This is a genomic window from Acinetobacter sp. YH12045 (genome assembly GCF_013419925.1).
GTDB classification, from domain to species: domain Bacteria; phylum Pseudomonadota; class Gammaproteobacteria; order Pseudomonadales; family Moraxellaceae; genus Acinetobacter; species Acinetobacter amyesii.
The window spans coordinates 211,884-237,721 of sequence record NZ_VOZE01000003.1 but is presented as its reverse complement, the minus strand read 5'-3'; the positions used below and the strand labels follow the sequence as shown (position 1 = coordinate 237,721).

Annotated in this window: 27 protein-coding genes and 4 pseudogenes; 24 read left to right on the top strand and 7 right to left on the bottom strand. The window is 39.9% G+C overall.

From position 1 onward, the window contains the following. Positions 1-93 precede the first annotated feature (93 nt). The 18 genes and pseudogenes from FTU02_RS06215 to FTU02_RS06130 all read left to right on the top strand — a co-directional run bounded on the left by FTU02_RS06215 (position 94) and on the right by FTU02_RS06130 (position 14,559). A complete protein-coding gene (locus FTU02_RS06215) occupies positions 94-330 on the top strand; it encodes a hypothetical protein (RefSeq protein ID WP_143221616.1) in 237 nt (78 codons plus the stop codon). A 127-nt stretch (positions 331-457) separates the two neighbouring features. Beyond that, complete coding sequence (locus FTU02_RS06210; protein WP_111884815.1) at positions 458-1,033, top strand: DUF4126 domain-containing protein; 576 nt, start codon at positions 458-460, stop codon at positions 1,031-1,033. Positions 1,034-1,211: 178 nt separating this feature from the next. Then, positions 1,212-1,298 (top strand): annotated as a pseudogene (locus FTU02_RS16500) (DUF2569 family protein); the annotation flags it as partial. A 221-nt stretch (positions 1,299-1,519) separates the two neighbouring features. Next, positions 1,520-1,729 (top strand): hypothetical protein, encoded by a 210-nt coding sequence (locus tag FTU02_RS06200; RefSeq protein WP_180009877.1) that lies wholly within the window; start codon positions 1,520-1,522, stop codon positions 1,727-1,729. A 105-nt stretch (positions 1,730-1,834) separates the two neighbouring features. Continuing rightward, entirely contained in the window at positions 1,835-2,092 is a 258-nt protein-coding gene (locus tag FTU02_RS06195) for a hypothetical protein (protein ID WP_180009876.1), read from the top strand. Between the two features lie 1,423 nt (positions 2,093-3,515). Then, complete coding sequence (locus FTU02_RS06190) at positions 3,516-3,974, top strand: GIY-YIG nuclease family protein (protein WP_180156344.1); 459 nt, start codon at positions 3,516-3,518, stop codon at positions 3,972-3,974. 85 nt (positions 3,975-4,059) lie between these two features. Beyond that, positions 4,060-4,725 (top strand): pseudouridine synthase, encoded by a 666-nt coding sequence (locus FTU02_RS06185; RefSeq protein ID WP_180156342.1) that lies wholly within the window; start codon positions 4,060-4,062, stop codon positions 4,723-4,725. 496 nt (positions 4,726-5,221) lie between these two features. Next, on the top strand, positions 5,222-6,157 hold the full coding sequence (locus FTU02_RS06180) for a hypothetical protein (protein ID WP_180156340.1): 936 nt from the start codon (positions 5,222-5,224) through the stop codon (positions 6,155-6,157). 133 nt (positions 6,158-6,290) lie between these two features. Then, complete coding sequence (locus FTU02_RS06175; protein ID WP_111884820.1) at positions 6,291-6,677, top strand: ribonuclease E inhibitor RraB; 387 nt, start codon at positions 6,291-6,293, stop codon at positions 6,675-6,677. Between the two features lie 329 nt (positions 6,678-7,006). Further along, entirely contained in the window at positions 7,007-7,453 is a 447-nt protein-coding gene (locus tag FTU02_RS06170) for an SRPBCC family protein (RefSeq protein WP_180156338.1), read from the top strand. 45 nt (positions 7,454-7,498) lie between these two features. Next, the gene (locus FTU02_RS06165) at positions 7,499-7,867 is read left to right on the top strand and encodes a DUF488 domain-containing protein (protein WP_111884822.1); all 369 of its coding nucleotides are present in this window, start codon (positions 7,499-7,501) and stop codon (positions 7,865-7,867) included. Positions 7,868-8,024: 157 nt separating this feature from the next. Continuing rightward, positions 8,025-8,366, top strand: coding sequence for a zinc ribbon domain-containing protein YjdM (locus FTU02_RS06160; protein WP_078192316.1), 342 nt, complete (start codon positions 8,025-8,027; stop codon positions 8,364-8,366). Between the two features lie 162 nt (positions 8,367-8,528). Beyond that, a complete protein-coding gene (locus FTU02_RS06155; RefSeq protein WP_180156336.1) occupies positions 8,529-8,891 on the top strand; it encodes a 5-carboxymethyl-2-hydroxymuconate Delta-isomerase in 363 nt (120 codons plus the stop codon). A 273-nt stretch (positions 8,892-9,164) separates the two neighbouring features. Further along, positions 9,165-9,449 (top strand): annotated as a pseudogene (locus FTU02_RS06150) (YegP family protein). A gap of 238 nt (positions 9,450-9,687) precedes the next feature. Beyond that, positions 9,688-10,371, top strand: coding sequence for a DUF2939 domain-containing protein (locus tag FTU02_RS06145; RefSeq protein ID WP_180107302.1), 684 nt, complete (start codon positions 9,688-9,690; stop codon positions 10,369-10,371). A gap of 25 nt (positions 10,372-10,396) precedes the next feature. Continuing rightward, a complete protein-coding gene (locus FTU02_RS06140; RefSeq protein WP_218948040.1) occupies positions 10,397-10,843 on the top strand; it encodes a nuclear transport factor 2 family protein in 447 nt (148 codons plus the stop codon). A gap of 138 nt (positions 10,844-10,981) precedes the next feature. After that, positions 10,982-13,417, top strand: a complete 2,436-nt coding sequence (locus tag FTU02_RS06135; RefSeq protein ID WP_257232761.1) for an AI-2E family transporter — start codon at positions 10,982-10,984, stop codon at positions 13,415-13,417. Between the two features lie 89 nt (positions 13,418-13,506). Beyond that, on the top strand, positions 13,507-14,559 hold the full coding sequence (locus FTU02_RS06130; RefSeq protein ID WP_180156334.1) for a DUF1176 domain-containing protein: 1,053 nt from the start codon (positions 13,507-13,509) through the stop codon (positions 14,557-14,559). A gap of 79 nt (positions 14,560-14,638) precedes the next feature. Here FTU02_RS06130 and FTU02_RS06125 read toward each other — a convergent pair whose 3' ends face one another. After that, complete coding sequence (locus tag FTU02_RS06125) at positions 14,639-15,406, bottom strand: hydroxymethylpyrimidine/phosphomethylpyrimidine kinase (RefSeq protein ID WP_180126149.1); 768 nt, start codon at positions 15,404-15,406, stop codon at positions 14,639-14,641. Positions 15,407-15,504: 98 nt separating this feature from the next. Between FTU02_RS06125 and FTU02_RS06120 the strand changes: the two genes are divergently transcribed. After that, positions 15,505-16,176: an HAD-IA family hydrolase gene (locus tag FTU02_RS06120; RefSeq protein ID WP_180156408.1), complete on the top strand. Its 672-nt coding sequence runs from the start codon at positions 15,505-15,507 to the stop codon at positions 16,174-16,176. A gap of 28 nt (positions 16,177-16,204) precedes the next feature. Here the strand turns inward: FTU02_RS06120 and FTU02_RS06115 are convergent, their stop codons facing one another. Beyond that, positions 16,205-16,591, bottom strand: coding sequence for a hypothetical protein (locus FTU02_RS06115; RefSeq protein ID WP_180156332.1), 387 nt, complete (start codon positions 16,589-16,591; stop codon positions 16,205-16,207). Positions 16,592-16,600: 9 nt separating this feature from the next. Between FTU02_RS06115 and FTU02_RS16495 the strand changes: the two are divergent. The 4 genes and pseudogenes from FTU02_RS16495 to FTU02_RS06095 form a co-directional block, all read left to right on the top strand. Then, positions 16,601-16,783, top strand: a pseudogene (locus tag FTU02_RS16495) (RHS repeat-associated core domain-containing protein); the annotation flags it as partial. Positions 16,784-17,031: 248 nt separating this feature from the next. Beyond that, the gene (locus tag FTU02_RS06105) at positions 17,032-17,286 is read left to right on the top strand and encodes a hypothetical protein (protein ID WP_180156330.1); all 255 of its coding nucleotides are present in this window, start codon (positions 17,032-17,034) and stop codon (positions 17,284-17,286) included. Positions 17,287-17,300: 14 nt separating this feature from the next. Next, on the top strand, positions 17,301-17,738 hold the full coding sequence (locus FTU02_RS06100; RefSeq protein WP_180156328.1) for a hypothetical protein: 438 nt from the start codon (positions 17,301-17,303) through the stop codon (positions 17,736-17,738). A gap of 14 nt (positions 17,739-17,752) precedes the next feature. After that, positions 17,753-18,088 (top strand): annotated as a pseudogene (locus FTU02_RS06095) (HAD-IA family hydrolase); the annotation flags it as partial. Positions 18,089-18,116: 28 nt separating this feature from the next. Here FTU02_RS06095 and FTU02_RS06090 read toward each other — a convergent pair. Beyond that, positions 18,117-18,569, bottom strand: coding sequence for a hypothetical protein (locus FTU02_RS06090; protein WP_180021346.1), 453 nt, complete (start codon positions 18,567-18,569; stop codon positions 18,117-18,119). Between the two features lie 295 nt (positions 18,570-18,864). On the opposite strand from FTU02_RS06090, the gene FTU02_RS06085 reads away from it, so the two are divergent. Beyond that, complete coding sequence (locus tag FTU02_RS06085; protein WP_180156326.1) at positions 18,865-20,031, top strand: low temperature requirement protein A; 1,167 nt, start codon at positions 18,865-18,867, stop codon at positions 20,029-20,031. Positions 20,032-20,829: 798 nt separating this feature from the next. Here the strand turns inward: FTU02_RS06085 and FTU02_RS06080 are convergent. The 4 genes from FTU02_RS06080 to FTU02_RS06075 form a co-directional block, all read right to left on the bottom strand. After that, on the bottom strand, positions 20,830-22,113 hold the full coding sequence (locus FTU02_RS06080) for a ribonucleotide-diphosphate reductase subunit beta (protein WP_180156324.1): 1,284 nt from the start codon (positions 22,111-22,113) through the stop codon (positions 20,830-20,832). Between the two features lie 142 nt (positions 22,114-22,255). Then, positions 22,256-22,384, bottom strand: coding sequence for a hypothetical protein (locus tag FTU02_RS16335; protein WP_257232760.1), 129 nt, complete (start codon positions 22,382-22,384; stop codon positions 22,256-22,258). A gap of 58 nt (positions 22,385-22,442) precedes the next feature. Then, positions 22,443-22,565, bottom strand: coding sequence for a hypothetical protein (locus FTU02_RS16330; protein WP_257232759.1), 123 nt, complete (start codon positions 22,563-22,565; stop codon positions 22,443-22,445). Between the two features lie 301 nt (positions 22,566-22,866). After that, positions 22,867-25,698, bottom strand: coding sequence for a ribonucleoside-diphosphate reductase subunit alpha (locus FTU02_RS06075; RefSeq protein WP_180156322.1), 2,832 nt, complete (start codon positions 25,696-25,698; stop codon positions 22,867-22,869). Positions 25,699-25,838: the final 140 nt, after the last annotated feature.

The following is a 25,838-nucleotide window of genomic DNA, read 5'->3' as shown; positions in this document are numbered from 1 at the left end:
AGATGCCAGAAGACTTTACTGCAAATGGATAATTGGCTCAGCAAATCGCTGTAAACCCACCAAAATTTCCATTCGAAATTATGCTTTGCCTAAATGCCATTATCAATTGTCGAAATGACCAATAGACATTCATCACAAGAGGGTTATACTGAATCTACCATTTCTAAAAACACATGGAGAACAAAAATGGTTACTGCTGGTCAAAAACCCGGAACAGGCTTCTATTTTTGTGTTCAATGCGGACACCGCGTCTACTTAGAAATTGGTACTGATCGTTTACCACCGTGTACCAAATGCCAAGGCAATCAATTTAACAATAAGAATGCCTAAGCTGCAAAACACTAACAGTTATCCGCTGTTTAGAAAGAAAAGCCCTATCACTCGATAGGGCTTTTTGCTAACGTATAACACAGCATAAATAAAAACAAATTGCACATTTAACTGTTCGGAGAAGCCCATGGAAACAATATTAGGACTGTGTATTGGTATTGGCTTAAGTGCTGCCTGTGGCTTCCGTGTCTTTGTACCTTTATTGGTGATGAGTGTTGCTTCCATTTTAGGATTATTCGAACCAATGAAAGGATTCGAATGGTTGTCTATGCCTGCGGTTTGTATTGGCTTAGCAATTGCGACGGTTTGTGAAATCGCCGCATACTATATTCCTTGGGTAGATAATGCCCTCGACACCATTTCAACACCTGCAGCCATGATTGCAGGGACCATCGCTACAATGGCAGTAAGCTCAGGTGAAATGTCACAGTTTGCCAGTTGGGCGGCAGCAATTATCGTGGGTGGTGGTACAGCAACAGCAGTGCAAATGAGTACCGTCGCTGCACGTGGCGTATCTACCGCAACCACAGGTGGTGTTGCAAATCCAATCTTATCTACAGGGGAATGGATTGGTGCTGCAGTCTTGTCAGTATTGGCCTTTTTAGTCCCATTTTTCGTGGTGATCTTAGTGATTGCAATCGTGATCTGGTTGGTTCGCCGCATACGCCAAAAACGAACTGTACAGGTCGATACCCCTTTATAAACCAATCAATATTTCACTCTAAAATGAATCCATCTTTTAGAGTGGGTGATCTGCGTTTTGTTTAATAAATATAAAATTAAAAATCAGAAACTGAGTATTAGCAAAGTTTGATAAAGATTATAAAAATTATAAGAAGCGCTACTGATACACAGACCATCATACAGTTAGAGACAGTACTTTCGGTTGTGTGATTTGGACGCCGTATTTGTTGATGTCAGTTCGAGTGAAAAATACCTTTACTCAACATTCCAAGCACTTGGCTTAAGCGCAAAAAATGCAATCGAGCAATCAATCGCACCTATCCGTCCTAAAAGAGCACATCATTATGCGTTTAAGTCATCCAAGAGACGCCTAAAAAAATCTTTAAATTCGATTGATTTTTGAACAATAAAGGCATAATTTTAATATGTGATTATAAATCACATAATTTTTATATGGATTTATTAATCTTTTGAATTTTATAAAAAATAAAGAGGGGAATGGTAGATGATTAAATTTATAGTGGATGAAAATGCCTTATCGAATGGCTCGCATTTAATTCACAATGGCACGCAAGGATGCGTAGATATGCCACAATTTGACCAGCAAATATTGATTGGTTATTTTGCCAATTTCGAACTCGCTTATAAGCGTGCACGTATGAGCTGGCCAACAGAAAAAGTTGTTGGTTGCGATAAATGCTGTAATCAAAACTAGAAATTCAACATGCATTAACCTTGAAATAACGCTGTATATCCAAGAAAAATGGCGCAGAAATTGCTAACTAAAACAGGTAATCGCGTTATTTATAGGATATGCAGCATGACCACAGAAACCATCCGTTCTACAAAATATCCAGCACAGGCACATACCTATGCAGCATGGCCTTTGATCCTGATCATCATTGGTGGTGCGATTGGACTGGTATATGCTGTGATTGCTTATCTGATCAATCTCAAAATATATGCATCAGACCTCAGTCCAATGAATAAAATTTTGGCCAATTTACTTTGTGGCATGGCGGCATATAGTGGTTGGTGGTTTAGCGCACAGTGGGTACAAAGCTATTTAGCTCAATGACCAATCATGCGTTGAAAAGATCAACCCTAATATCTGCAGAACATGGATAGGCTTAGATCTCTACTCAAAGGGCGGAGTTTTGTATGAAGTTAAGGGATGAATGTTCAGCGGCGATATATTTTTAAATTTGACGCTGTGTTTGGACGTTTTGTCTGTTGTAAAAGAAAATTTTCTTATAATTGGGCAAATCTGCAGATAAAAAACGCTGAAATGAGCTGAAAAGATAAAATATCCTGCTAAACCTAAAATGGCTGAAAAAATTTGCTGAATTTGCAGAAAATTAGAAAAACTTAGGAAATTAATCCCGATCCTCTTTGGTTAAAGTATATATCAAGGGTGTGATAGAGATTGAAAAGAGTAGCATGCTGTCAGTGGTGCAAAACACGAGTACAGTACTCACCCAAAAGGTCTCGATTCAGCTTAGGACGCTATAAACCAGAAGTTTATAGGCTATAAGATCATGACTTACAAAGTGATGATAGTTGAAGTAAACAATATTGTTTTCTCTTATACCACCCCAAAAATTTAAGCCAAAATAAAAAAGAATAATGAATCATTACTCCTTTAATCCGCATAAAACAAACCACACCAGTTTAATCACCATAAGCTTAAAGATCATCAGGCATCTCCCGTAAAAATAGTCCTAAGCCAAGTGTTAAATCTGAACGAATTTCATTTTCATCACATTGAATAGCTTCTGTGCTTTTTGCTACTTTTTTCAAGCACACCTCAATTTTCAAATCTCGCTGTGGTATGCATTATTGACTCTTAATCCAGTTGGAGAACTCATTTCAATACAAGTTCTCATTGGTTAAAAGTCCTGTCTAGAATTCAACTGATCCCGATGGTTTGAGTGCTAAGCTATGGCGAAAATTCTCGGGAAAAGTCATTTATCAGATGGAAAAAATGCTAAAACATGATGCAAGAAGAAAATATTTTCAATATATCTTTAAATGTGAAAAATATTTTTAAAATAAGCCAAAAACAGTGATTTTCAGGGAAACAATCCCTCATCGATACTACTACTATATATCTCAAGGGTGTGATAGAGATTGAAAAGAGTAGCATGCTGTCAGTGGTGCAAAACACGTGTACAGTACTCACCCAAAAGGTCTCGATTCAGCTTAGGACGCTATAAACCAGAAGTTTATAGGCTATAAGATCATGACTTACAAAGTGATGATAGTTGAAGTAAACAATACTGTTTTCTCTTACACCCTAAAAAATTTTTAAGAATTAAATCGAATAATAAATCCTTCCATCTTTTTCAAAATTCCAAACTTCGTATTCATTCCCAACAAATTTTGATCACTGCTGATGTAATAAATATCACTCAGAACAACTCAAACTTAATCTAAGCTTCGGATTGTCCTTTTTCACAAAGTTGTTATGCTTAACTATCTAAATTTTAAATAATTTTATTATGGGTTATCTTGATCAATTGATACAGGATTGTCTGCAGGCACAGCAGACTAAAGCTGAGCGTATATTTGAGTTTTCAAGCTTTGATGATCTTGCTCAACACGCACATTATATTTATGTGATACAGCAAGTTGGTGGGGATATACAGCAGACATATCAGGACTATGCTGCATTTAAGGCATTGAAAACCCATGCCTGTGCCAAGTTAAATCAACCCAATCACATTCTGTATGTCGGATCATCACGGACAGGTATAAAGAACCGTTTAAAACAGCATTTAGGTCTTGGGCCTAAACAAACCTATGCCTTGCATTTATCGCAGTGGTTTCAGGGCAAATATCGCATCACACTACATCAGTATCCTTTAACCACGAGTGCAAGCATCTTACAGTTACTGGAGGATGATTTGTCTCATTCATTAGCACCAGCCTTTGGTAAATTGGGGACCAATAATCGTTAGGGTTAGACCTGATCGGTTAAAGTCGATTGACAGCGAATTAGTCAGTTGTTATTTTGCCGACATTCTCCCAGTACACAGTCTGTCCATGCCTTTAGATCCCAACTTTGTCTATGCGCCGCCTCAAGGTCCTCTACGTATTTTGTATGAAGATGCAGACTTGGTTGTCATCGAAAAACCAGCGGAATTGCTGTCGGTTCCGGGACGTTTGCCTGAGCATCATGACAGTGCCTATCTTCGAGTTTTGCAACAGTATCCAGCAGCAAAGATTACCCATCGTTTAGACATGGCAACATCAGGCATTTTGATGTTTGCGAAACACCGCGATGCAGAAGTGGCGGTGAGTAAAATGTTCCAAGCGCGAACGGTTCAAAAGCAATATGTAGCTTTGGTTCAGGGCAAGCTAGAAGGTGAGGGCAGTGTTGAAGTGCCCCTCATTACGGACTGGGAAAATCGCCCACGTCAGATGGTGCATTTTGAATTAGGCAAACCTTCAAAAACCTTGTATCAAGCCATTAGCTATGACGCAAGCAAGGATATTAGCCGAGTATTATTAACACCAGTGACAGGGCGTTCTCATCAGCTACGTGTACACATGATGCATATTGGGCACCCCATTACAGGGGATCAACTGTATCACCCAAATGCCAAACATAGCTCACTCGGACGGATGGCATTGCATGCTTGCGATCTGGCATTTACCCAGCCCTTAACCCAACAAGCTGTTCATATTCATTGTGCGGCAGAATTTTAAAGCATATTCATGTGAATACTCATTGTTCATAAAATCTGCTGTGTTGAATTGAAATCTTTATGCAGCTTAGCAAGCTAAGAATAATTACAGCTTTAAATAGGTTTTTCTGCTTAAAAATGAATCACCACATGCACTATATCCCCAATTCTGGGGATTTATAATTACTCCAAATATCTCTATAAAATGTATGAAATATTTACAAATAATGGTATTAAGTTGATTTGTATCTTTTAGTAAATAAACACCTTTTTTAAATTATTATTCTATTTTCTAAAGTATATTGATTGAATATTTTTTAATATGAAAATTTTTTATTAAAATGATTTAAAACAGTATTTTAGTTAAATAGTGTTCAAGTGTGTATTTGGTCAGATAAATACGGTTTTTTGCATTTGTTCTGCTAATATGAAATGAATTATAGATTTTAACTTTTGTAACTTAGGTTTGTTTTGGGGGATAAACTTAAATTATTGAAGCTTATTTTGAGGATTGGCAAATGATCAATATTGCTTTAATCGTCCTTATCATCCTATTAATTGTGGCTCTCCTTTTTGTATATAACCGCAAATTGAAAAATGATAAAACCCTACGTTCACTGCAGGAAAACTTCGATCGTGCGCGGTTAAAACTGGCTGAAACAGAGTCTCAGCAAGATGAATTGAATTATGCAATCAGTCAATTACGTATTCAAAACTGTGGGCTCAAAATCCAAGTCGATAAAGTAGCAAAATATCAACATATTGTAGAGATTGAACAATATGTTGAGTATCGAACTTTACAGGCTGATGGTTTGGTGGAAGTCACCAAAGCCAATGCCGATATCATGTTGAATGATATTCGCGCACAGATCGAACAAGTGCGTCAGTATTTGAGCAAATATCAAGAAAGAGCTAAATCACAAATACAGGAACAAGCCCGTGCCGAGTTAAAGGGTTTGTATAGCCAAGCGCTGGATCAGCAGCATTTGGAAAACATCAACCGTGCTTTGGACAACAAAATACGGGGCTATCAGTCAGCGTTCTTTTTGCCATTACAGAGTATTTTAGATCAGCTGATGGATGGCATGAATGAATCTGCGGCAAAGCAAAATTTGACTGCGGTACGTTGCAAAATGATTGATGCAATGGAGCAGCAATCGACTGCAAAATGTAATTATGTTGATGAAGAACGTCGTTTGGCTGCGATGCAATTATTTACATTGGTGTTTAATAGTCGTGCTGATTTGTATTTAGCCCAATTAAATACCAAAAACTTAGGTGAGCTATTGCAGGCTTTGGCGGATGATTTCACCTTGCTCAATGCGCATGGTGTACATTTTAGTCAGGCACGGGTACTCGACAGTTATCTACAATTACGCTTAGAAGAATTGAAAATGGCAGCTTTGGTTTTACATCTTAAAGAAACTCAGGCCCACATGGATGTTGTGGTTTAATTTGAATTGTTATCAGAAAGATCACTTCGGCGGTCTATTTCTGATTAAAGAGATTTAGCTAATGCAAATTGCAACAATTATCCGTTAATCTAAGTCAACAGAATAAAATTCATAAACAATAAGGGAAAGTACAATGACTCGTGATTTTAAACAATTTCCAGATGATGATAATGGCAATGTGCTGTGGCAGATGCAGCAAGATGGTGATGATTTATCTGTGCCGCACGAAATCGAATATTCAATTGCCTTTTCGAACGAAGCGCAGGCTGAACAGTGTGCATTGTATTTATTGAAAGAAGAGCAAAAAATTTCGTTGTTCCAAGATGAAGAATCAGATCGCGTGGAATGGATTATCACGGTCTATGTTTATATGGAGCCTGATTATGAAGATATTGTCGATTTAGAGCAGTGGTTTATTAAAATTGCAGAACAACATTCAGGCGAATATGACGGTTGGGGTTGTATGGCTTATATCTATGAAGATGATGATCTGGATGAAGATGAAGCACAATTGAGCTAAGTCTCAGTATTACATCGAAAGTGACAAGAACCCAGTGATTCAACTGGGTTTTTATTTTTTAAATTGTAGGAATATTTGGTTAAGTATTTATTTTTAAACAGTTTAAATTTAAGTTAATATGAATGCAGCTCACAAAACATAACAAGGCGTTGCATTAAAGTGATGGGATCAATCTGTAGGATTCACTATAGTATTGAACAGCAATGACCTTTCTCGCACGTCTCAAGGCTGTCTCATTTAGAACGTTTCAGTGTGATAAAAATGGACGATAAAGCGAGGGTGAATGCATGTGGATGATTCAGTGAAAACAATGACAAAAGGACATCATCATGAGCAATACTGTTCGATTACATCGTGTTTTTAGTGCCCCTGTAGAGCGCGTTTATCGTGCCTTTGTGGAGCCAGATGCTTTGGTTAAATGGATGGCACCGCATGGATTTACTGCCCATGTGGAACATTCGGATGTGCGTGTAGGTGGCTCGTACCGCCTGTCTTTTCAAAATTTTTCAACGGGAACCACACACGCTTTTCATGGTGATTATCATGAAGTCGTGCCGAATCATTTACTGCGCTATACAGACCAATTTGATATGCCAGAGTTGGCCGGTGAAATCGAAGTCACTGTTGAGTTTAAAGCGGTATCAGTAGGAACCGAAGTGACGATTGTACAGGCAGGGTTGCCGAGCGTTATTCCAACTGATGCCTGTTATTTGGGTTGGCAGGAGTCTTTACAGTTACTGGCTTTTTTAGTGAATCCAGCAATCCCCGATGAATAATCTGACGAATGATTGAAAAACTGCAAATAGGCGAAGGAGGGCTTAATGACTGTACACATTAAACGTATTTATGATGAGATAAGCCCAGACGACGGTAAACGCATATTAGTCGATCGCTTGTGGCCGCGTGGTATCAGTAAAGTGAGCGCAGAGCTAGATTTGTGGCCGAAGGCATTGACGCCATCTACAGATTTACGTCGTTGGTATCATCAAGATGAGGCAATGGCTTCTCGATGGGACGAGTTTAAACAGCGCTATTTGCAAGAAATACAGCCACATCAAGCCGAGTTGGAACAACTACGGGCATGGGAAAAAGAGGAGCCACTAACCTTACTCACAGCGGCTAAACATACGGATAAAAATCATGCGCATATCTTAAAAGCGTTAATATTAAATACCTCATTAGAGATCTAAAATTTAAACCTTCAAGTGCTGTAGCGTTGTGAAATTTACGACCTTCACAAGGTGATTAAACCATACGAAATTTATGGTTTTTAAGTTTATGAAATACATAAAAATGTTATATTAAGTTTTTATGGATTTTTGCGTCCATCTTTTTTTGAGGTTTTTTATGTCTTTACCCAATTGTCCCCAATGTAATTCTGAATATACCTATAATGATGGCGATTTACTGATTTGTCCCGAATGTTCACATGAATGGCGTGAAGGCGAAAGTGCTGCAGATGAACAGGTGCTGATTAAAGATGCCAATGGCAATGTATTGACCGATGGTGACACGGTTACTGTGGTGAAAGACCTTAAAATTAAAGGTTCATCTTCAGTGGTGAAAGTGGGCACAAAAGTTAAAAATATCCGTCTTTTAGCTGATGCAACAGATGGTCATGACATTGACTGTAAAATTGATGGTATAGGAGCAATGAAACTCAAATCTGAATACGTGAAAAAAGTTTAAGTTTCGTTATTGTTCGCTTTAAAGCAATCTTCAATCATCCTAAGCCAAGGCCACACTTGGCTTGGGATGTCTACTTAAACATGAAATAGATAACTAATCCGCTATAGATTTTATTTTTCAGCCTGCATAATAGACGCATTACGGGTTTGAAAAGTCTTTACTATGCCGCATATTCATTTGGAATATTCCAATAATCTTGAGCTTGAGGCTCGTCCTTTACTTAAAGCGCTAAACACTGCCTTATTTGAATCGGGTCATGTTAGTGCCATCAATGAGATTAAGAGCCGAGCTGTCGCTCAGGAAGATTTTGTTGTGGGTTTGGATGAACACGCTCAACATGCGTATATGCATGCCAAAGTTTCATTATTGACGGGTAGAACGGTTGAAGTTCAAAAGCAAATTTCATTGTTGTTATTGGACGTGTTGAAACAACATGTCACAGCTTCAGCAGTAGAAGTGCAACTTTGTGTGGAAATTTTAGAAATGAATAAAGCAACATATTCAAAGCAGATCGTCAGTCCTTAAGGCCTTTATTCAATGCGTTGAGTAATGCGCCTCTATTCACAAATACATCATGATGAAAGAATGATGAAATCCGACTTCGGTCGGATTATTTTTTATTGGAATTATTTATTGAAAATCATTTTCTTAGTGATTAAATTTTAAGCCTTTACTCTGATCAAAAAAGACATTGAAAAATGTGACCGAGTTCATTTATATTCTGTAGATCAGGTTCAATTTCCAATAATAAATCCTGATCGAATAATAGATAAAACAATGAAAATGAAGGGGTAACATATGTCGGGATGGTACGAGATCAGTCATTCTAATGATCAGCAGTTTCGTTTTGTATTAAAAGCATGGAACGGTGAAATCATTTTAACGAGTGAATTATATAAAGTGTAAGCATCATCACAAAACGGGATAGAGTCTGTACAAAACAACAGTGCAGATGATAGTCGCTTTGAACGACTGAATGTTAATAATGGTAAACCATATTTCAATCTGAAAGCGGCAAACCATCATATTATTGGGATCAGCCAATTTTATGCCAGTGAGCAATCGCGCGATAAAGGCATTTAGTCAGTTAAAACCCATGGTGCGAATACCCAAATTAGAGAATTAACAGCTTAAATTTGAAACAACCTGATTAAGACAGCCAAAGCGAGATGAACAAACCTGAAGGCTCGTCAAAATCACAAGATCAAAAGCTATATGGTTCTCAGATAAGCGCTGTTAGGTTGGATGCTATTCAATCTAGATCAAGCTTATTTAACGGTACAAGGAAGTACCACAACTTCACTGGCTAGAGTGGTGAACGATGAATAAGCAGAATCATATTTTGTATTATGGGCTCATTGCGATCTTGATCATCGTCTTGGGTTGGATGATTGCGTCTCCGTATTGGGTGCTGTACCAAATACGTCAAGCCTATGAGCACAATCAACCTGAAAAAATTGCTCAATATATCGATTTTGCGGCAGTCAAATCGAGTCTAAAACCACAAGTTAAAGACCTCATTCAACAGAAAACTGGGCTACAGCATTTACCCGAATTCGCTCAGTCGTGGGGTGGGCAGCTCAGCACAGTCCTCAGTGCAACGCTGGTCGACAGTCTGGTCAATCCAAACAGTATCATGCTGCTTTTACAAGGCAAAGCATTAAAAGAGTCGATTCAATTACCAGAAATAACCCAACTAACCAATCCGAGCATGATTAGCTCAGAGATTGAACTATTCACTCATGCTGAAAATAAGGTCGCAGAACAACCTCATACATCAACATCATCCAAAAAGGATGCAACTCCAACTACTGTCGCTTTAAAACAAAGCCAGTCCCTTGAACCCAAAGCAAGCTATAGTGCTTGGAATCGATTTGATCTGTATGTGCCGCTCCAAGGCCTAAGTGAAGCAACATATACCGTATTTAGTATGCAACGCCGAGGTTGGAGCTGGAAGATCGTTGAAATTCAACTTCCAAACGCTTTCCAGAACAATGCTTCATAAAAAATAAAAGAAATAGGTGCCAGAGATGCAAGATAAAATCAAAATAGTCGGTGACCAACAGGCCGCTGACGAAATTCTGCAATTTTTAGCCAATTGGGATGAGGTTATCTGCCAATTGAAAATTGAGAATATTGCTGAATCCTGCGCAGCAGATGTGAACTTTTTTGATGCCAGTTGTGAAATGCGCGGCTTAATGGCATATCAAAAAATGTGGGAATTTTATCGGGAGTATTTTCGTGAAGGTTTAAAGGTGTTTAGGCGGGAACTGGTCATCCATGCAGAACCTGATATTGCCTTTCTGCACTGTTATTCCAAAATTGATGATAAGAGTGGGATACCAACGCCAGGGATCTCGTGGTGTCGTAACACCATTGGGATGAAAAAAACGCAGTCTCTATGGAAGATCGTTCATCAACATATTTCTGTTCCAGTGGATATTGTGACTCATCAAAGTAAAGTAATTATCTTTTAATTCATCTCAAAACACAGTATGAAAACAGAGCCATGTCGCTCTGTTTTTTTTCTTTGCAAATCATTACATGAAATGCGTATGCAGTTCTAAAACTTCAGCCTAAATTAAAAAATAATGACCATCGTTCAGGATAAGAAAATGGATCATAAAAATAATAAATTAGCGCAAGATTTTGAATCATCACCATCAGGTCAAAAGCAAGGCTTACAAGACCTGAACGCCTCGAAGCAAATGCCTCCCGCAGATTTACATAAAGTGATTCGAATCACGGCAGGATTCATCATCTGCAGTTTGCTGATTGCAGCCTTATATCTTGGTAAAGATATTTTTATTCCATTGGCACTCGCAATCTTATTGGCTTTTTTAGTTGACCCTTTGGTGATGAAACTCCGAGGTTGGGGACTACCACAGATGCCATCGATATTTATTGTGGTCGGTTTGGCTTTGGCGATTTTGTCCGGCGCGGCCTCTTATTTGGGTTATCAACTGGGGCAATTAAGCCAAGAGTTACCGCAATATCACGGTACGATTCAAAAGAAAATGGATTCTATTCGTCAATTTGCACGCGGCCCGAGTGTTTGGGATGGCGCAAAAACCACCATAGATACTGTTGAAAACTCGATAGATGATGTGGTGCCTGAAGAGAAAAATCCTAAAGTGCAGCAAGTGGAAGTGGTGGGACAACAACAAACCACGGCTGAAGCGGTCATGGTTTGGAGTGAGCGGGTGCTCAATCCCTTGGCAACCGCAGGTATTGTATTTTTATTTGTGATTCTGATTTTGGTCAATCGGAAAGATTTGCATGACCGTTTCCTTAAGCTACTGGGCGGCAATTTAAATATCGGAACAGACGCACTAGATGAAGCGGCCAATCGTATCGGTAAATATTTACGTATGCAGCTGATGGTCAATGTGACCTACGGTATTCCGATGGCCTTGGGACTTTGGTTTATTGGGGTGCCGGCAGCAATTATGTGGGGAATGGTGGCGATAGTGATGCGCTTTGTTCCCTATGTCGGCCCAATGATTTCTGCGATTTTCCCCATTGCATTGGCTTTTGCGGTAGATCCTACATGGAATATGGTGCTATGGACAGTGGGTTTAATTTTGCTCCTGGAATTGGTCAGTAATAATATTATTGAGCCTTGGTTATATGGGGAAAGTACCGGACTTTCAACCTTAGCCATTATTATTGCCGCCATGTTTTGGACGGCTGTGTGGGGGCCGATTGGTTTAATTTTATCGACGCCTTTAACCGCGTGTTTATTGGTGCTTTCAAGCTATGTACCATCCTTAGGTTTTATTAAAACCCTGATCGGTAGTACGCCTGCATTGGCACCGCATGAGCGCTTTTATCAGAGATTAGTCGCTGATGATGTGCAAGATGCCGTGGATGTCGCACAAAATTTTATTGCTGAAAAGTTACCGAAGGAGGCGAAGGATGAAATCAAGGCACGTCGGGTTAATGCGTTTTATGCCAAAGTCGCGATTCCAGCCATACGGATTTTTTCGAGAGGCCACAACACCGAGGCCAGTGCTGAACATCGACTACGTTTACATCAGGGATTAAAACTGTTTAATCATAGTTTTCAACGGGCATATCCAGTTGCACAGCAGGATCAGAAAGCAGCGGTGTTATGTATCGGGGCACGTTGGGAAATTGATGTTCAAGTATCGGCTATGTTGGCGCATAGCCTAAGCTTAAGCAGTATTCCGGCTCAGGCTTTTAGCGACGTATTGATACAAAATCAGCATCAAAGTATAGATGATATCCAAGAGGATATTCAGATCGTATGTATTTCGATTTTCCATACGGCACCAGAAGCTCAAATTCGCCTTTTAAGCCATGTTTTTAAGGCAAAGTTTCCAGATAAAAAACTGATTTTTGCACTGTGGAGCTGTGATGAGATATCCCAATTAGATGCGATCAAAGAAAATTTCACCGTCGATGCAGTGGTCAATAATATGAATGACTTGTTATTAACCATTGAAGCTTTTCAATTGAAGCAGGGTGAATCTTGGTTGGATGAGCCTGATCCTAGCGTTGAAGCACAGCGCTTAAAAGCATTAGAAGAACTGAATGTTTTGGATGAGCGGAATTTACCGATTTATGAACAATATATTGAAGAAGCCCGACAAGCCTTCGATGTGAAATATGCGCAAATTTCTTGGGTCAAGCAAGATTGGGTTTATACCCCAGATAGCCCTTTGGCTGAGGCTACTGAGCAACCGATGCAGGTGCGCCAGTCGAAGCAAGACTCGATCTGTAGCTATTTGGTCTATCAAAATGAACGCTTGATAATTGAAGACCTACAACGTGACCCACGCTTTGCGCATTTACCTGAATTGATGCATAACCGTATTCGCTTTTATGCAGGCGTTGTACTTAGAGACCGTAATGGGGTGGCGTTGGGAAGTTTTTGTGTTTTAGATCGGCAGCCGAATCAAATGACCGATGATGATATGAGTCTGTTAAAAGGCCTAGCGGCAGATTTGATGAATACGCTCAGTGATGAAAATGTGAAGCGCAAAAAATGTGAGGAGATACAGCAACTGAATGATTCGTCTTTATAATTTCAAATGATGTAGCAGATCCATTTAAACTGGAGTTTCAGTGAAAAGCATTCTAAGATGGCTCTAATATAATTATTCGAGCCAAAGACATGAACAAAAATAATGTCATCTGGCAACTTCTATTGGGCTATGTTGCTGCATTGGGTTGTAGTGTGAGTTTTGCTCAAATTCAAGGAAACTATTTTTCACATAAAGATTGGGAAATCGCTTGTGATAATACGGGGACGTGTCGCATTGCAGGTTATCAAGCGGAGGGCAATCAACCCGCTATTTCTGTGTTATTACAACGTGCTGCGGGCGCACAAGCGCAAGTCAGCGCACGAGTGAAACTCGATCCTGAAACGTTAAGTGCGGCAAATAAACCACTTCAACTTTACACTTTAGGTAAAAATCAGGGAACTGTGCAGCTTGATGCCAAAACTGCGGAAGGTCAGTTAAGTGCAGCTCAAACTCAAAAACTGATTCAAGCCTTACAAGCCAACCAACCAATTGTGTGGAAAGGCAACAACAAAACATGGTTATTGTCCGTGCAGGGCGCAAGCGCCGTATTACTCCGTATGGATGATTTTCAAAAGCGCATAGGGACAAATTCGGCATTATTGCGTAAAGCCAATAGCAGTTCGGCCAATGTACTCAAACCGAAAAGTATTCCAAAAGTGTATATTCAAAATTACAGTAAGGGCTTACAAACGCGGTATGCCGTCAATGCGCCCACAGCCAAACAATTATTTGGATTGATAAAGAAAAAAACCATAGTGGAAGATTGTCCTCAACTCTTTGATGCAAATTTCTTAGAGGATGATCGAGTCGTGGTGTTTCCAATCAATGGAAAAAATGCCTTGGTCGAAGTGCCATGTTGGCGTGGGGCATATAACAGTGGCAATGGCTATTGGCTGATGGATCGTAACTTAAAGCAAATCAAACAATCCGTGACCTTTTCTGGAAGTGGGTTTAGTGAAGGACAAATTTTCTCCAACCAACGTGGACGAGGCATTGGTGATTGTCAAAGTAAAGGGGAATGGTCGTGGAACGGTCAGCGCTTTATCCAAACTTATATGGCAAAAACCACACAGTGCAAAGGATTTGCTGGCGGTGCATGGGAAATTCCAACCTTAGTATATTGGGTTCAACTCGACTCTTAATTACAAAAAGCCCTGATATACAGGGCTTTTAAATCATATAAAGTAGTTTTTATCGGCTTAACATGAATAACCAACAATACTAAAAACGTTTTGGAATTTTTTGTCCGCCCGCAACAGGTGATTCAGCGATTTTCAACACACCAAATAGCCATGTTTCGGCATGATGAACAGCCGCTTTGAGCTCATCACCCAAGGCTAACCGCCCAGCTATAAAACTCGCCAATGAGCAGCCTGAGCCGTGATATTCCCCATCTAGTCGTGGACAACGGGTTTCAGAAACTAATTCACCCTGAATGTACAACGAGTTTTGGATATAGTCTGGCGTATTTTCATGGCCACCTTTTACTAATACCGCTTGAGCGCCCATCGCAAAAAGTTTTGCTGTAGCTTTAGATATGTCGTCTTCACCTGTGAGTGCGCGTAATTCTACGGTATTAGGTGTAAGCACAGTGGCAAGCGGAATCAATTCCGCAAAGGCTTTGACCAACGTTGCTTGATCGCCCAAAGAACCACCACTATTGGCAACTAAAACGGGGTCGAGAACATAATGATATTCGGGATGTTCACGTAAAAACTCAGCGAGAGCCGCGATATTTTCAGTCGTTCCTAGCATTCCTGATTTTACACAGCGAATAGGGAGATCGCCGACGACAGCATGTGCTTGAGCCAACAATAACTCGCGAGAGGTTGCTTCAAACGAATACACTTGTTGTGAGTTTTGAACGGTTAATGCTGTACACGCAATGGCAGCATGTGCACCACTTTGACCAATGGCTTCAATGTCCGCTTGCAGTCCTGCACCACCTGAAGGGTCAAGACCTGAAAAGCACAGTACAGTAGGGCGCACAATGATGTCCTTATTACACAAAATTTACGATAGTATAGGCAACTTTGAGCGAACACTCGATAGTATTTTTGCAGAAGTGAATGGATAAGGTAAAAGCTGTGATTAAGAATATATTGATCGATCTCGATGGAACATTAACAGATCCAAAAGTAGGCATTACCACTTCAGCACGCTATGGACTGGCGAAAATTGGACATCCCATTTCGGATGAGACTAATATCGATTGGATCATTGGACCACCTTTGAAAGCCTCTTTGGCCAAAATCCTCAATGTCGATGTGCATAATGTACTTGCAGATCAGGCTTTACTAGGTTATCGCGAGCGTTTTGCCGTTACCGGTTTATTTGAAAATAAAGTCTATCCTGCCGTTGCTGAAACTCTAGCAACTTTACAACAGCAGGGCTTTCACTTGTACGTCGCTACAGCAAAGCCGACGGTCTATGCCCGCCAAATTTTAGAACATTTTGATTTGGCAAAATATTTTACTGTGATCTATGGCAGTGAACTAAATGGCGAGCGCACCAACAAAGGCGATTTAATTGAATACATCTTGCAGCAAGAACAGTTAGATGCAAAAGAATGTGTGATGGTGGGAGACCGTGAGTACGATATTTTAGGCGCACGCCGTAATGCAGTGGCAAGTATTGCTGTGAGCTATGGTTATGGTAGTGCAGAAGAAATTCAAACGGCTGCACCGGCACTGGTGATTGATCGTTTTAACGATTTGATTTCGAGTATTGAGCAATTGCAGCAGCAGAAAGTATCGTAGTTTGATTTACCCTTGCGAATGAAGCTGATTATTTAAAGATAATCAGCAAAATGAGCAAGATCACCCCACAGAAAAACCATTTGAGCAAAGGAGACTCATCATTTTGGATGGTTTCTGCTTCGAGTGCGATGCCATGTTTATCGTAGACAAATACAAAATGTGCATTTGCGCTTAGAGCCATTTCTTGAATGGCTTGTAGCTCGAGTACGCTGACTTCTTCACTTAAGCGTTCTTTTAACTGAATAAAAATAACCGGCTGTCCAAACTCATACCACTTGAAGTGGATCTGTTGTATGAGTTGGTTGAAGTACTGTTCTGCAACATGATAGTTTCGGACAAAACTTCCGCGTTCTATAAAAGCTAAAGGGCAGTTTTGTTCGGCTACAATTTGATGATCACGCGTTAAAACTTGCATTTGATCATAATTCGTTTTCAAGGTCAGTATTTTGATGAGGAAACAGGGCTACACTATAACCGCCATCGGTATTATTCACCTGATGTAGGGCGATTTATTTCTAAAGACCCGATTGGACTTTTGGGTGGTCATAATGTTTATGCTTATGCACCAAACCCTGTTGAATGGGTAGATCCGAGAGGTTTAGCAAAAGGAAAAGGTTCTAAAGGAAGAGGTAGTGGAAAAGGACGTAATCAGGGAACTACACAAAAACAACCTTGTCCTGATAGTAATCCGTGTAAAACAGCAAATCCATCACAGGGTGCAAGGTATTTTCAGAGTCAGAAACCTTATGATCAACAAGATAAATGGGAAAATATAGTTTTACCAAAGGGAACGAAACTTTATACTCTTGCACCATATGGGGCAAAACCTGGTGGTTTTTTGCAGATGTATCGACGTTGAGTCAAGCTAATGGGTCTGCTATAAAATACCACGATCTCGTTCAGGTTGGGCATAAAGGGATAGCACCTGATCGCTTTCCTCGTGATGCACGGACAAAGGTACGTGAGTTTATCGTTACTAAAGATATTTGTGTAGGGCGTGCTAAGGCATTAGCTAATAAGGATTATGGAACTGGGGGAGGAACGCAGTATTATATTACGCCATCAAATCGGTCAGCTTTAAAGAAAAAAAATATTTCTGGATTAACTTAATATAGGGCTAGCTAATGAGTAATAGTAATATACAAATTAATGATCTTAAAGAGATAAAAAATATTTTTAAAAAGTTAAGTTCAGAAAATATGTTGAAAAAGATAAGGGTTTCTAAATTAAATCATGTGGTTTATCAGTCTTTAATTGAAATTTTAATACATGATTTTAAATTTAATATTTTTTTTGAAACGTCAAAAAATGAATTAACAGAAGCTTTATTACATTGGATAGATGGTCCAGTTACTCAAGTTGATTGGGATAATGTATCCAATGAGAAATTAGATAGAGAGTTTGATTTGTTAAAATTATTTTATGAGAAAGAATTTTCTACTTTTCCCACTGAAAAAAATAATGAAAATTATTGGAATCTTAGTTGGGGTGAGGTTTCTGTAGTTAAAAACAAACGAGATTTTAATGTAATAACTTATATAAAATTTAAAGGGTTGTACTAGATAAGGTTTAAATTTTAGTCAAAATTCGCCAAATTTTAGAACATTTTGATTTGGCACAATATTTTACTGTGATCTATGGCAGTGAACTGAACGGTGAGCGCACCAACAAAGGCGATTTAATTGAATACATTTTGCAGCAAGAACAGTTGGATGCGAAGGAATGTGTGATGGTGGGAGACCGTGAGTACGATATTTTAGGCGCACGCCGTAATGCTGTGCCGAGTATTGCTGTGAGCTATGGTTATGGTAGCGCAGAAGAAATTCAAACGGCTGCACCGGCTTTGGTGATTGATCGTTTTAACGATTTGATTTCGAGTATTGAGCAATTGCAGCAGCAGAAAGTGTCGTAGTTGCACCGAACCTAATGAATGATGCTGATTATTTAAAGATAATCAGCAAAATCAGAAAAATCAGCCCACAGAAAAACCATTTGAGCAAAGGTGACTCATCATTTTTGATGGTTTCTGCTTCGAGTGCGATACCATGTTTGTCGTAAACAAATACAAAATGTGCATTTGCGCTTAGTGCCATTTCTTGAATGGCTTGTAGCTCGAGTGCGCTGACTTCTTCACTTAAGCGTTCTTTTAACTGAATAAAAATAACCGGTTGTCCAAACTCATACCACTTGAAGTGGATCTGTTGTATGAGTTGGTTGAAGCACTGTTCTGCAACATGATAGTTTCGGACAAAACTTCCGCGTTCTATAAACGCCAGAGGGCAGTTTTGTTCAGCTACAATTTGATGATCACGCGTTAAAACTTGCATTTGATCATAATGGATCTGTACCCAAACTGCGTCAGGAAAAGACGCTAATTTTTCTTTTAACATCACTTTTAGGTTTCATTATTGTTTTTAGTGGCTAGCAGTATGTCATTAAAATTTAGAGAAAAATATAGCTGAGATATAAAAAACACATCGATCTATCGAGTTTTTTTTTAACGTCTTTCGCAGTTTTGTCACTTTGAATTTTTAACTTCCACGATTGAAATATCTAAAGCTTAAGTAGGTTTTTAAAGCCATTATCCCTTTTCTAGAAAACTGTATCTCATCTGATTTATGTAATCGACCTTGTAACTATTTCAGGCTTTTGAAAAAATTCAGACAGAAAACAATAAAGCTGAATGCTATGTCCAAATCATTTTTATTCCCTAGTCAGTGGCTCAAACCTTTGCACCCACGTGATCCACATGAGCATCATCGTGTCGCGACCTCTTTAGAATTGCTTTTTGACTTGATCTTTGTCGTTGCGATCGCAACAGCAGGGCAGCAACTGCATCATGCCATTGTTGAAAATCATTTAGCTCAGGGTTTAACGCTGTATGGCATGGTGTTTTTTGCTTTATGGTGGGCGTGGATGAACTTTAGTTGGTTTGCCTCGGCATATGATAATGATGATGCGCTCTATCGAATCTTAACTTTTGTTCAGATTATTGGCTCTTTGGTCATTGCTGCTGGTATTCCAAGCGCTTTTCAAAAGCAGGATTTTGACGTAATTGTGATTGGTTATGCCATTATGCGTCTAGGCTTAGTTACGCAGTGGTTTCGCGTTGCAAAGCATGATCTGTCCCGTCGGAAAACTGCATTACGTTATGCTTTTGGCATCATACTGGTACAAGTCGGGTGGCTGCTCTTTCATTTTTCGCCGCTGCATTTCACCGTTTATCTTTTCATTTTGCTCGCAATTGCTGAACTGTCTGTGCCAGTTTTTGCAGAGGCTGCAAGCCGTACACCTTGGCATGCGCATCATATTGCTGAGCGATATTCACTGCTCACCATTATCGTTTTAGGCGAATCTATTGTCGGATGCTCGATTGCCATAACCGATGCATTAACAAATCAGCGTTTTAGTACTGAACTGATCTTTTTGATGGTAGGCGGCCTGATGATGATGTTCACCATGTGGTGGTCTTATTTTGATACCAGTATTGCAGAGCGTTTAAATAGCCGAAAAATGGCATTTACTTGGGGGTATGGACATTTCTTTGTCTTTATTAGTATCGCGGCGATTGGTGCAGGTTTAGCTGCCGCAGTTGATGTAGTTTCGCATGAGGCGCTGATTAGTTCTGAGAAAGAAAGCTACTTTGTGGCGATCAGCCTCGTGATTTATACGACAAGTTTATATTTACTCCATGAATTGCATCATCAAAGTGGCTTTAGAAAACTTTTATATCCTTTAACCGTGGTGATTGTTTTATGTATTCCGTTGTTTATTACTCCTGCGGGTTATGCAATATTTGCGATGGCAGTGGTATATGCATTGAGGTTGATGTTTACAAAATGCTATTTAAAATGAAGGTTTATTGTCATGGTTCCGTCTGCGATGAAGGGACTATGACCTTGGTTTGATGATGGTATTCGTCCGTAATCTTCATAACGACAGTTATTTTTAGCTTGTCTATTGTGTAGTTTGAATGTGAGGAAGGTGTGATTTGAACAAATAAGAAAAATAAATATATCTCTTAATGGTGTACTCCCAAATGAAAAAGGAGAGAAATAAGCTAACAGGTACGTAAAGAAAATAGCTGTTTTCTAATCTCGATAGAAAAGCCAATGGAATAGTGAATAAAATTACTAAATAGAGTAAAGGCAGGTGATATTTTCGTTGCCATATTCTCCCGTGGATCAATTCATGGTCAAGACTGAATTGGTCTCTATTGGAAATTACTGTAGGGATCGACTGCATAAAATTAGGTTGTTTGAGCAGCGTTTTTATTTTCTTTTGTACAAGATATCCATCAATTAAACAGTAGCTTATGAAGATAATCGAAATTGTATGATTAAAAATGATAAGGGGGTAAAAGCATATGCTGAATATGACCAAGATATTAAACGTTAGTGCTCTAAAATAGCAGTGATGACAAGTTCTTGTTGCAGCAATGAGTGTTACTGGAAGCGTAATGATGATTGCGATAATGAGTAGGTAAAAGCGTTGTATGAACAGGTAATACATGCCGAAAAGAAGCCCCATAATAATGACGCATATCCACGACCTATAAATCAATGAATTTTCTTTTGTTGTTGTATTTATTATTATTTCCATGCTTTATTCTCAAAAAATAAACCCTCCGAAGAGGGTTTAAATATTTATCAATTACCAGCTTAACGCACCACCAGTTTGGTAATCCGTTACGCGAGTTTCAAAGAAGTTCTTCTCTTTACGTAAGTCCATCATTTCAGACATCCACTGGAATGGGTTATTCACACCAGCAAATTGTTCAGGTAAGCCCAATTGGCTTAAACGACGGTTACAGATGAACTTCAAGTATTCTTCCATCATGCCTGCATTCATACCCAATACACCGCGTGGCATAGTGTCACGTGCATATTCGATTTCAAGCATTGTACCTTCAAGAATCATTTGAATGATTTCTTCTTGGAACTCAGCAGTCCATAGGTGAGGGTTCTCGATCTTGATTTGGTTGATCATGTCGATACCAAAGTTCAAGTGCATAGATTCATCACGTAAGATGTATTGGAATTGCTCAGCAACACCATTCATCTTGTTACGACGACCCATAGACAAGATTTGGCTGAAACCACAGTAGAAGAAGATACCTTCAAGTACGCAGTAGAACGCGATCAAGTTGCGAAGCAAGATTTGGTCGTTTTCAGGTGTACCTGTTTTGAACGTAGGATCACTTAAAGATTGTGTATATTTCAGACCCCAAGCTGCTTTACGAGCCACTGAAGGAATTTCACGGTACATGTTGAAGACTTCGCCTTCGTCCATACCTAAAGATTCGATACAGTATTGGTAAGCGTGCGTGTGAATCGCTTCTTCAAATGATTGACGTAAGATGTACTGACGGCATTCAGGGTTGGTGATGTGACGGTAGATTGCAAGAACCAAGTTGTTCGCAACCAATGAATCCGCAGTCGAGAAGAAACCTAAAGAACGCATAACAATGGTACGCTCATCTTCGGTTAAGCCATTTTCAGACTTCCAAAGTGCGATGTCATGGTTCATGTTCACTTCTTGCGGCATCCAGTGGTTTGCACAACCGTCTAGATATTTTTGCCAAGCCCATTCGTATTTGAACGGTACAAGTTGGTTTAAGTCAGCGCGGCAGTTGATCATCGCTTTATCGTCAACTTGAACACGCTGAGCACCCATTTCTAGCTCTTCTAAGCCAGGTGCAACGTCTAGATTTTCTAGAGCGTTAGATGCTCTTGCCAACGGATCGGTTGGATCTGTTGGTCGATTTGTACTGGTTCGAGCGGGTTGTGCAGCTGCCAAATTCGGCGATGAGTGCTGTGCATTAGATACCACTTGCGAATCAGTCGTTTTCTTCGGTTCGACGGGCGCAGGCTGGTGAGCTTGTGCAGCTTGTTTCGGTTCATCATCTTCGAAATCGTCCCAACTTAGGATAGACATATCAATTCTCTCTACGTTGCTTTATATCTTTTATAGACATCCAGTCGCGCTGAGATGTCCTACTATACGCTCAATTTGAGTAAGCAAAATCAAGTTTTGTCGATCATTGCTCTAAATTTGTTCGGTAGAGCAAATATCCCCACTACTTATTTTGATTACGCGTTTTATATGCCTTAAACCAGAAATAGGCGATTGGGACATAAAAAGTCAAAATAAAGGAAACCACCAAGGCAATTAACCCTAACTGATAGTTATGCGTCATATGTGGCATGGTGGAGTCCTTTGTTTCTATTGCTGATTCTTAGATGAGACTAAGAATCAAATTAAAATCATTTTTTAGATGATTTAACTGGCTTCACAGTTTCAACAACAGTAGTTTTTGGATGCTTTTTAGCATATTCCAAAGTTACATATTGACCTGTGATAGCACTACGAGCAGCTTTATTAGCCATGACTCAGTACCTCATTGATACAAAATCAAGATGACTCGTACTGGCTCGCTTCTTGAATCGGTGATACAATTCGTTCACGCATTTTCCGATGCCAGCCTCTTTGTGACCATCTTGGTATCACATCGAGATTAAAAGCCTTCTACGAGTTTTGATCGGCCTGTAGAGGGCTTTTTTATTGCTTAAATTTTTTAATCCCCCTAAATCCCCCTTTGCAAAGGGGGACTTACATCCCGTCATTTGCTTCGAGGAATCTCCCTCCTTTATTAAAGGAGGGCTGGGGAGGATTTTAAAACCTGTCAGATTACTGACAAGCCTCACAATCAGGGTTGTCAATTGAACATGCCATTGGTACTGGCGCTGCTTGACCAAAACCTTCTTCTTCAGCAGGAGCTTCAGCTTTAGGTTCTTCTTTTGCAACTGCAGCAACAGGTGCTGCAACTGTTGTTGGTTTCACTGCGTTTAATGCACCAGTGTTAATGGTCGATTTTTCAGCAGATGTTGCACCCAATGCACGTAGGTAATAAGTCGTCTTAAGACCACGTAACCACGCCATTTTGTAAGTCATATCTAGTTTCTTACCGTTTGCACCAGAGATGTAAAGGTTAAGAGACTGAGCTTGATCGATCCATTTTTGACGACGTGATGCAGCATCAACAATCCAACGTGGTTCAACTTCGAACGCAGTCGCGAAGATTGCTTTAAGCTCTTCAGGAATACGTGCAATTTTTTGTACCGAACCTTCGAAGTGTTTCAGGTCATTTACCATTACAGAGTCCCAAAGACCGCGATCTTTTAACGCACGTACTAGGTACGGGTTGATCACTGTGAATTCACCAGAAAGGTTAGATTTCACATACAAGTTTTGGAAAGTTGGTTCGATTGATTGAGACACGCCACAAATGTTCGAAATGGTTGCAGTCGGTGCAATCGCCATCACGTTTGAGTTACGCATACCGTCTTTTTGAACTTTAGTACGTAAAGTATCCCAGTCCAAACGTGTTGTACGGTCAACTTCGAACATACGGTCAGGACGTGCTTTTTGTACGATATCTAAAGAGTCAATTGGCAAGATACCTTGATCCCAAAGTGAACCTTTAAATGTCTCGTAAGTACCACGTTCAAGTGCCAAGTCGCTAGATGTTTGGATTGCGTAGTAAGAAATCACTTCCATAGATTCATCAGCGAACTCAACCGCAGCATCAGAACCATAAGCCAATTTCATTTCGTATAAAGCATCTTGGAAGCCCATGATACCCATACCCACTGGACGGTGTTTCAAGTTTGAGTTACGAGCTTGAGGAACAGCGTAGTAGTTGATGTCAATCACGTTATCGAGCATTCGAACAGCAGTTTTAACTGTACGAGCAAGCTTTTCACGATCTAACACACCGCCTTGCACGTGTTGTACAAGGTTGATTGAACCTAAGTTACATACTGCGATTTCATCTTCGTTAGTGTTCAGCGTAATTTCTGTACACAAGTTAGAAGAGTGAACTACACCAACGTGTTGTTGTGGTGAACGTAAGTTACATACGTCTTTGAATGTGATCCAAGGGTGACCAGTTTCAAACAACATAGACAACATTTTGCGCCATAAGTCTTTCGCACGGACTTTCTTATGTAGCATGTTGGTTTCTTTCGCAATGCCTTCATAGTAAGCATAGCGTTCAGCAAATTCTGCACCTGTTAGGTCATGCAAATCAGGTGTTTCAGATGGTGTGAACAGAGTCCATTCAGCATCTTCGAATACACGTTGCATAAACAAATCAGGAACCCAGTTCGCTGTGTTCATGTCGTGTGTACGACGACGGTCATCACCTGTGTTCTTACGAAGTTCTAGGAATTCTTCGATGTCCAAGTGCCAAGTTTCAAGGTATGCACATACTGCACCTTTACGTTTACCACCTTGGTTGACAGCAACAGCAGTATCGTTGGCAACTTTAAGGAACGGTACAACACCTTGTGACTTACCATTTGTACCTTTGATGTACGAGTTAAGCGCACGAACTGGCGTCCAGTCATTACCTAAACCACCCGCCCATTTAGACAACATTGCGTTATCACGCATTGCGCCATAAATGTTGTAAAGGTCATCTGAAATCGTTGTTAAGTAACAGCTAGATAACTGTGGACGTAAAGTACCAGAGTTAAATAGAGTAGGCGTAGACGCCATGTAATCGAAGCTAGACAATAAGTTATAGAATTCGATTGCACGTTCTTCACGGTTTGCTTCGTTCAATGAAAGACCCATTGAAACACGCATGAAGAATAATTGTGGTAATTCGAAACGTACACCATCTGAGTGGATGAAGTAACGGTCAAATAAGGTTTGTAGACCTAAATAAGTAAATTGGTTTGAGCGTTCTGGTTGAATCGCAGCAGCCAATTTTGCAAGGTCAAAGTTAAGTAGTTCTGGAGAAAGAAGATCAAGCTCGATACCTTTCTTCAAGAAAGTTTCTAAAGCGTCGCCTTCATTCGTGTCAGTATCTAAACCTAAGAACTCTAACCCTGTAGCAACAAGGTCGTTACGCAATAAACGCGCAGTCACATATGTATAGTTTGGTTCTTGTTCGATACGTGTACGAGTAGCCATCATCATGGTCGTTGAGATGTCTGACTCTTTTACGCCGTTATAAAGGTTTTTTACAGTCTCATCGATAATCGCTCGAACATCGATGCCTTCTAAACCTTCAGCTGCTTTAACAATATTTGCCTCAAGTGCGCCAAGATCAAGCGGTTTAAGCTGACCGTTTGAACCTGTCACTTGTAAAGTAGGGTGGTGGTGAGCACCAGTTTGTTTACGAGCTTCGGCACGTTGTTCGCGGTAAATCACGTAAGAGCGAGCAACTTTTTGCTCACCTGTACGCATAAGCGCAAGTTCAACCTGATCCTGAATTTCTTCAATATGAATGGTACCGCCAGAAGGTAAACGACGGTTAAAGGTATTCAATACCATCTCAGTTAATTGAGAGATACGGTCATGAATACGGCTGGAGTCAGCGCTTTGCTGGCCTTCAACGGCCAAGAACGCTTTACCAATCGCCACAGAGATTTTTTCTGCATCAAAAGGTGCAACGTCACCGGTGCGTTTAATCACCTGAATTTGACCAGGGGTTGAATTCGTTACGCTCATGCTAGCATAGCTCCATTTGTCATCTATTTTTATGTTAGGACCGTTTGAACTGGGCAATTTTTATGCCACAGTGTTTGAGGTTTAAACACAAGACCTAGTGGTTTAAAAATTTATTGAACACAAGATACGGGAAAATTCAG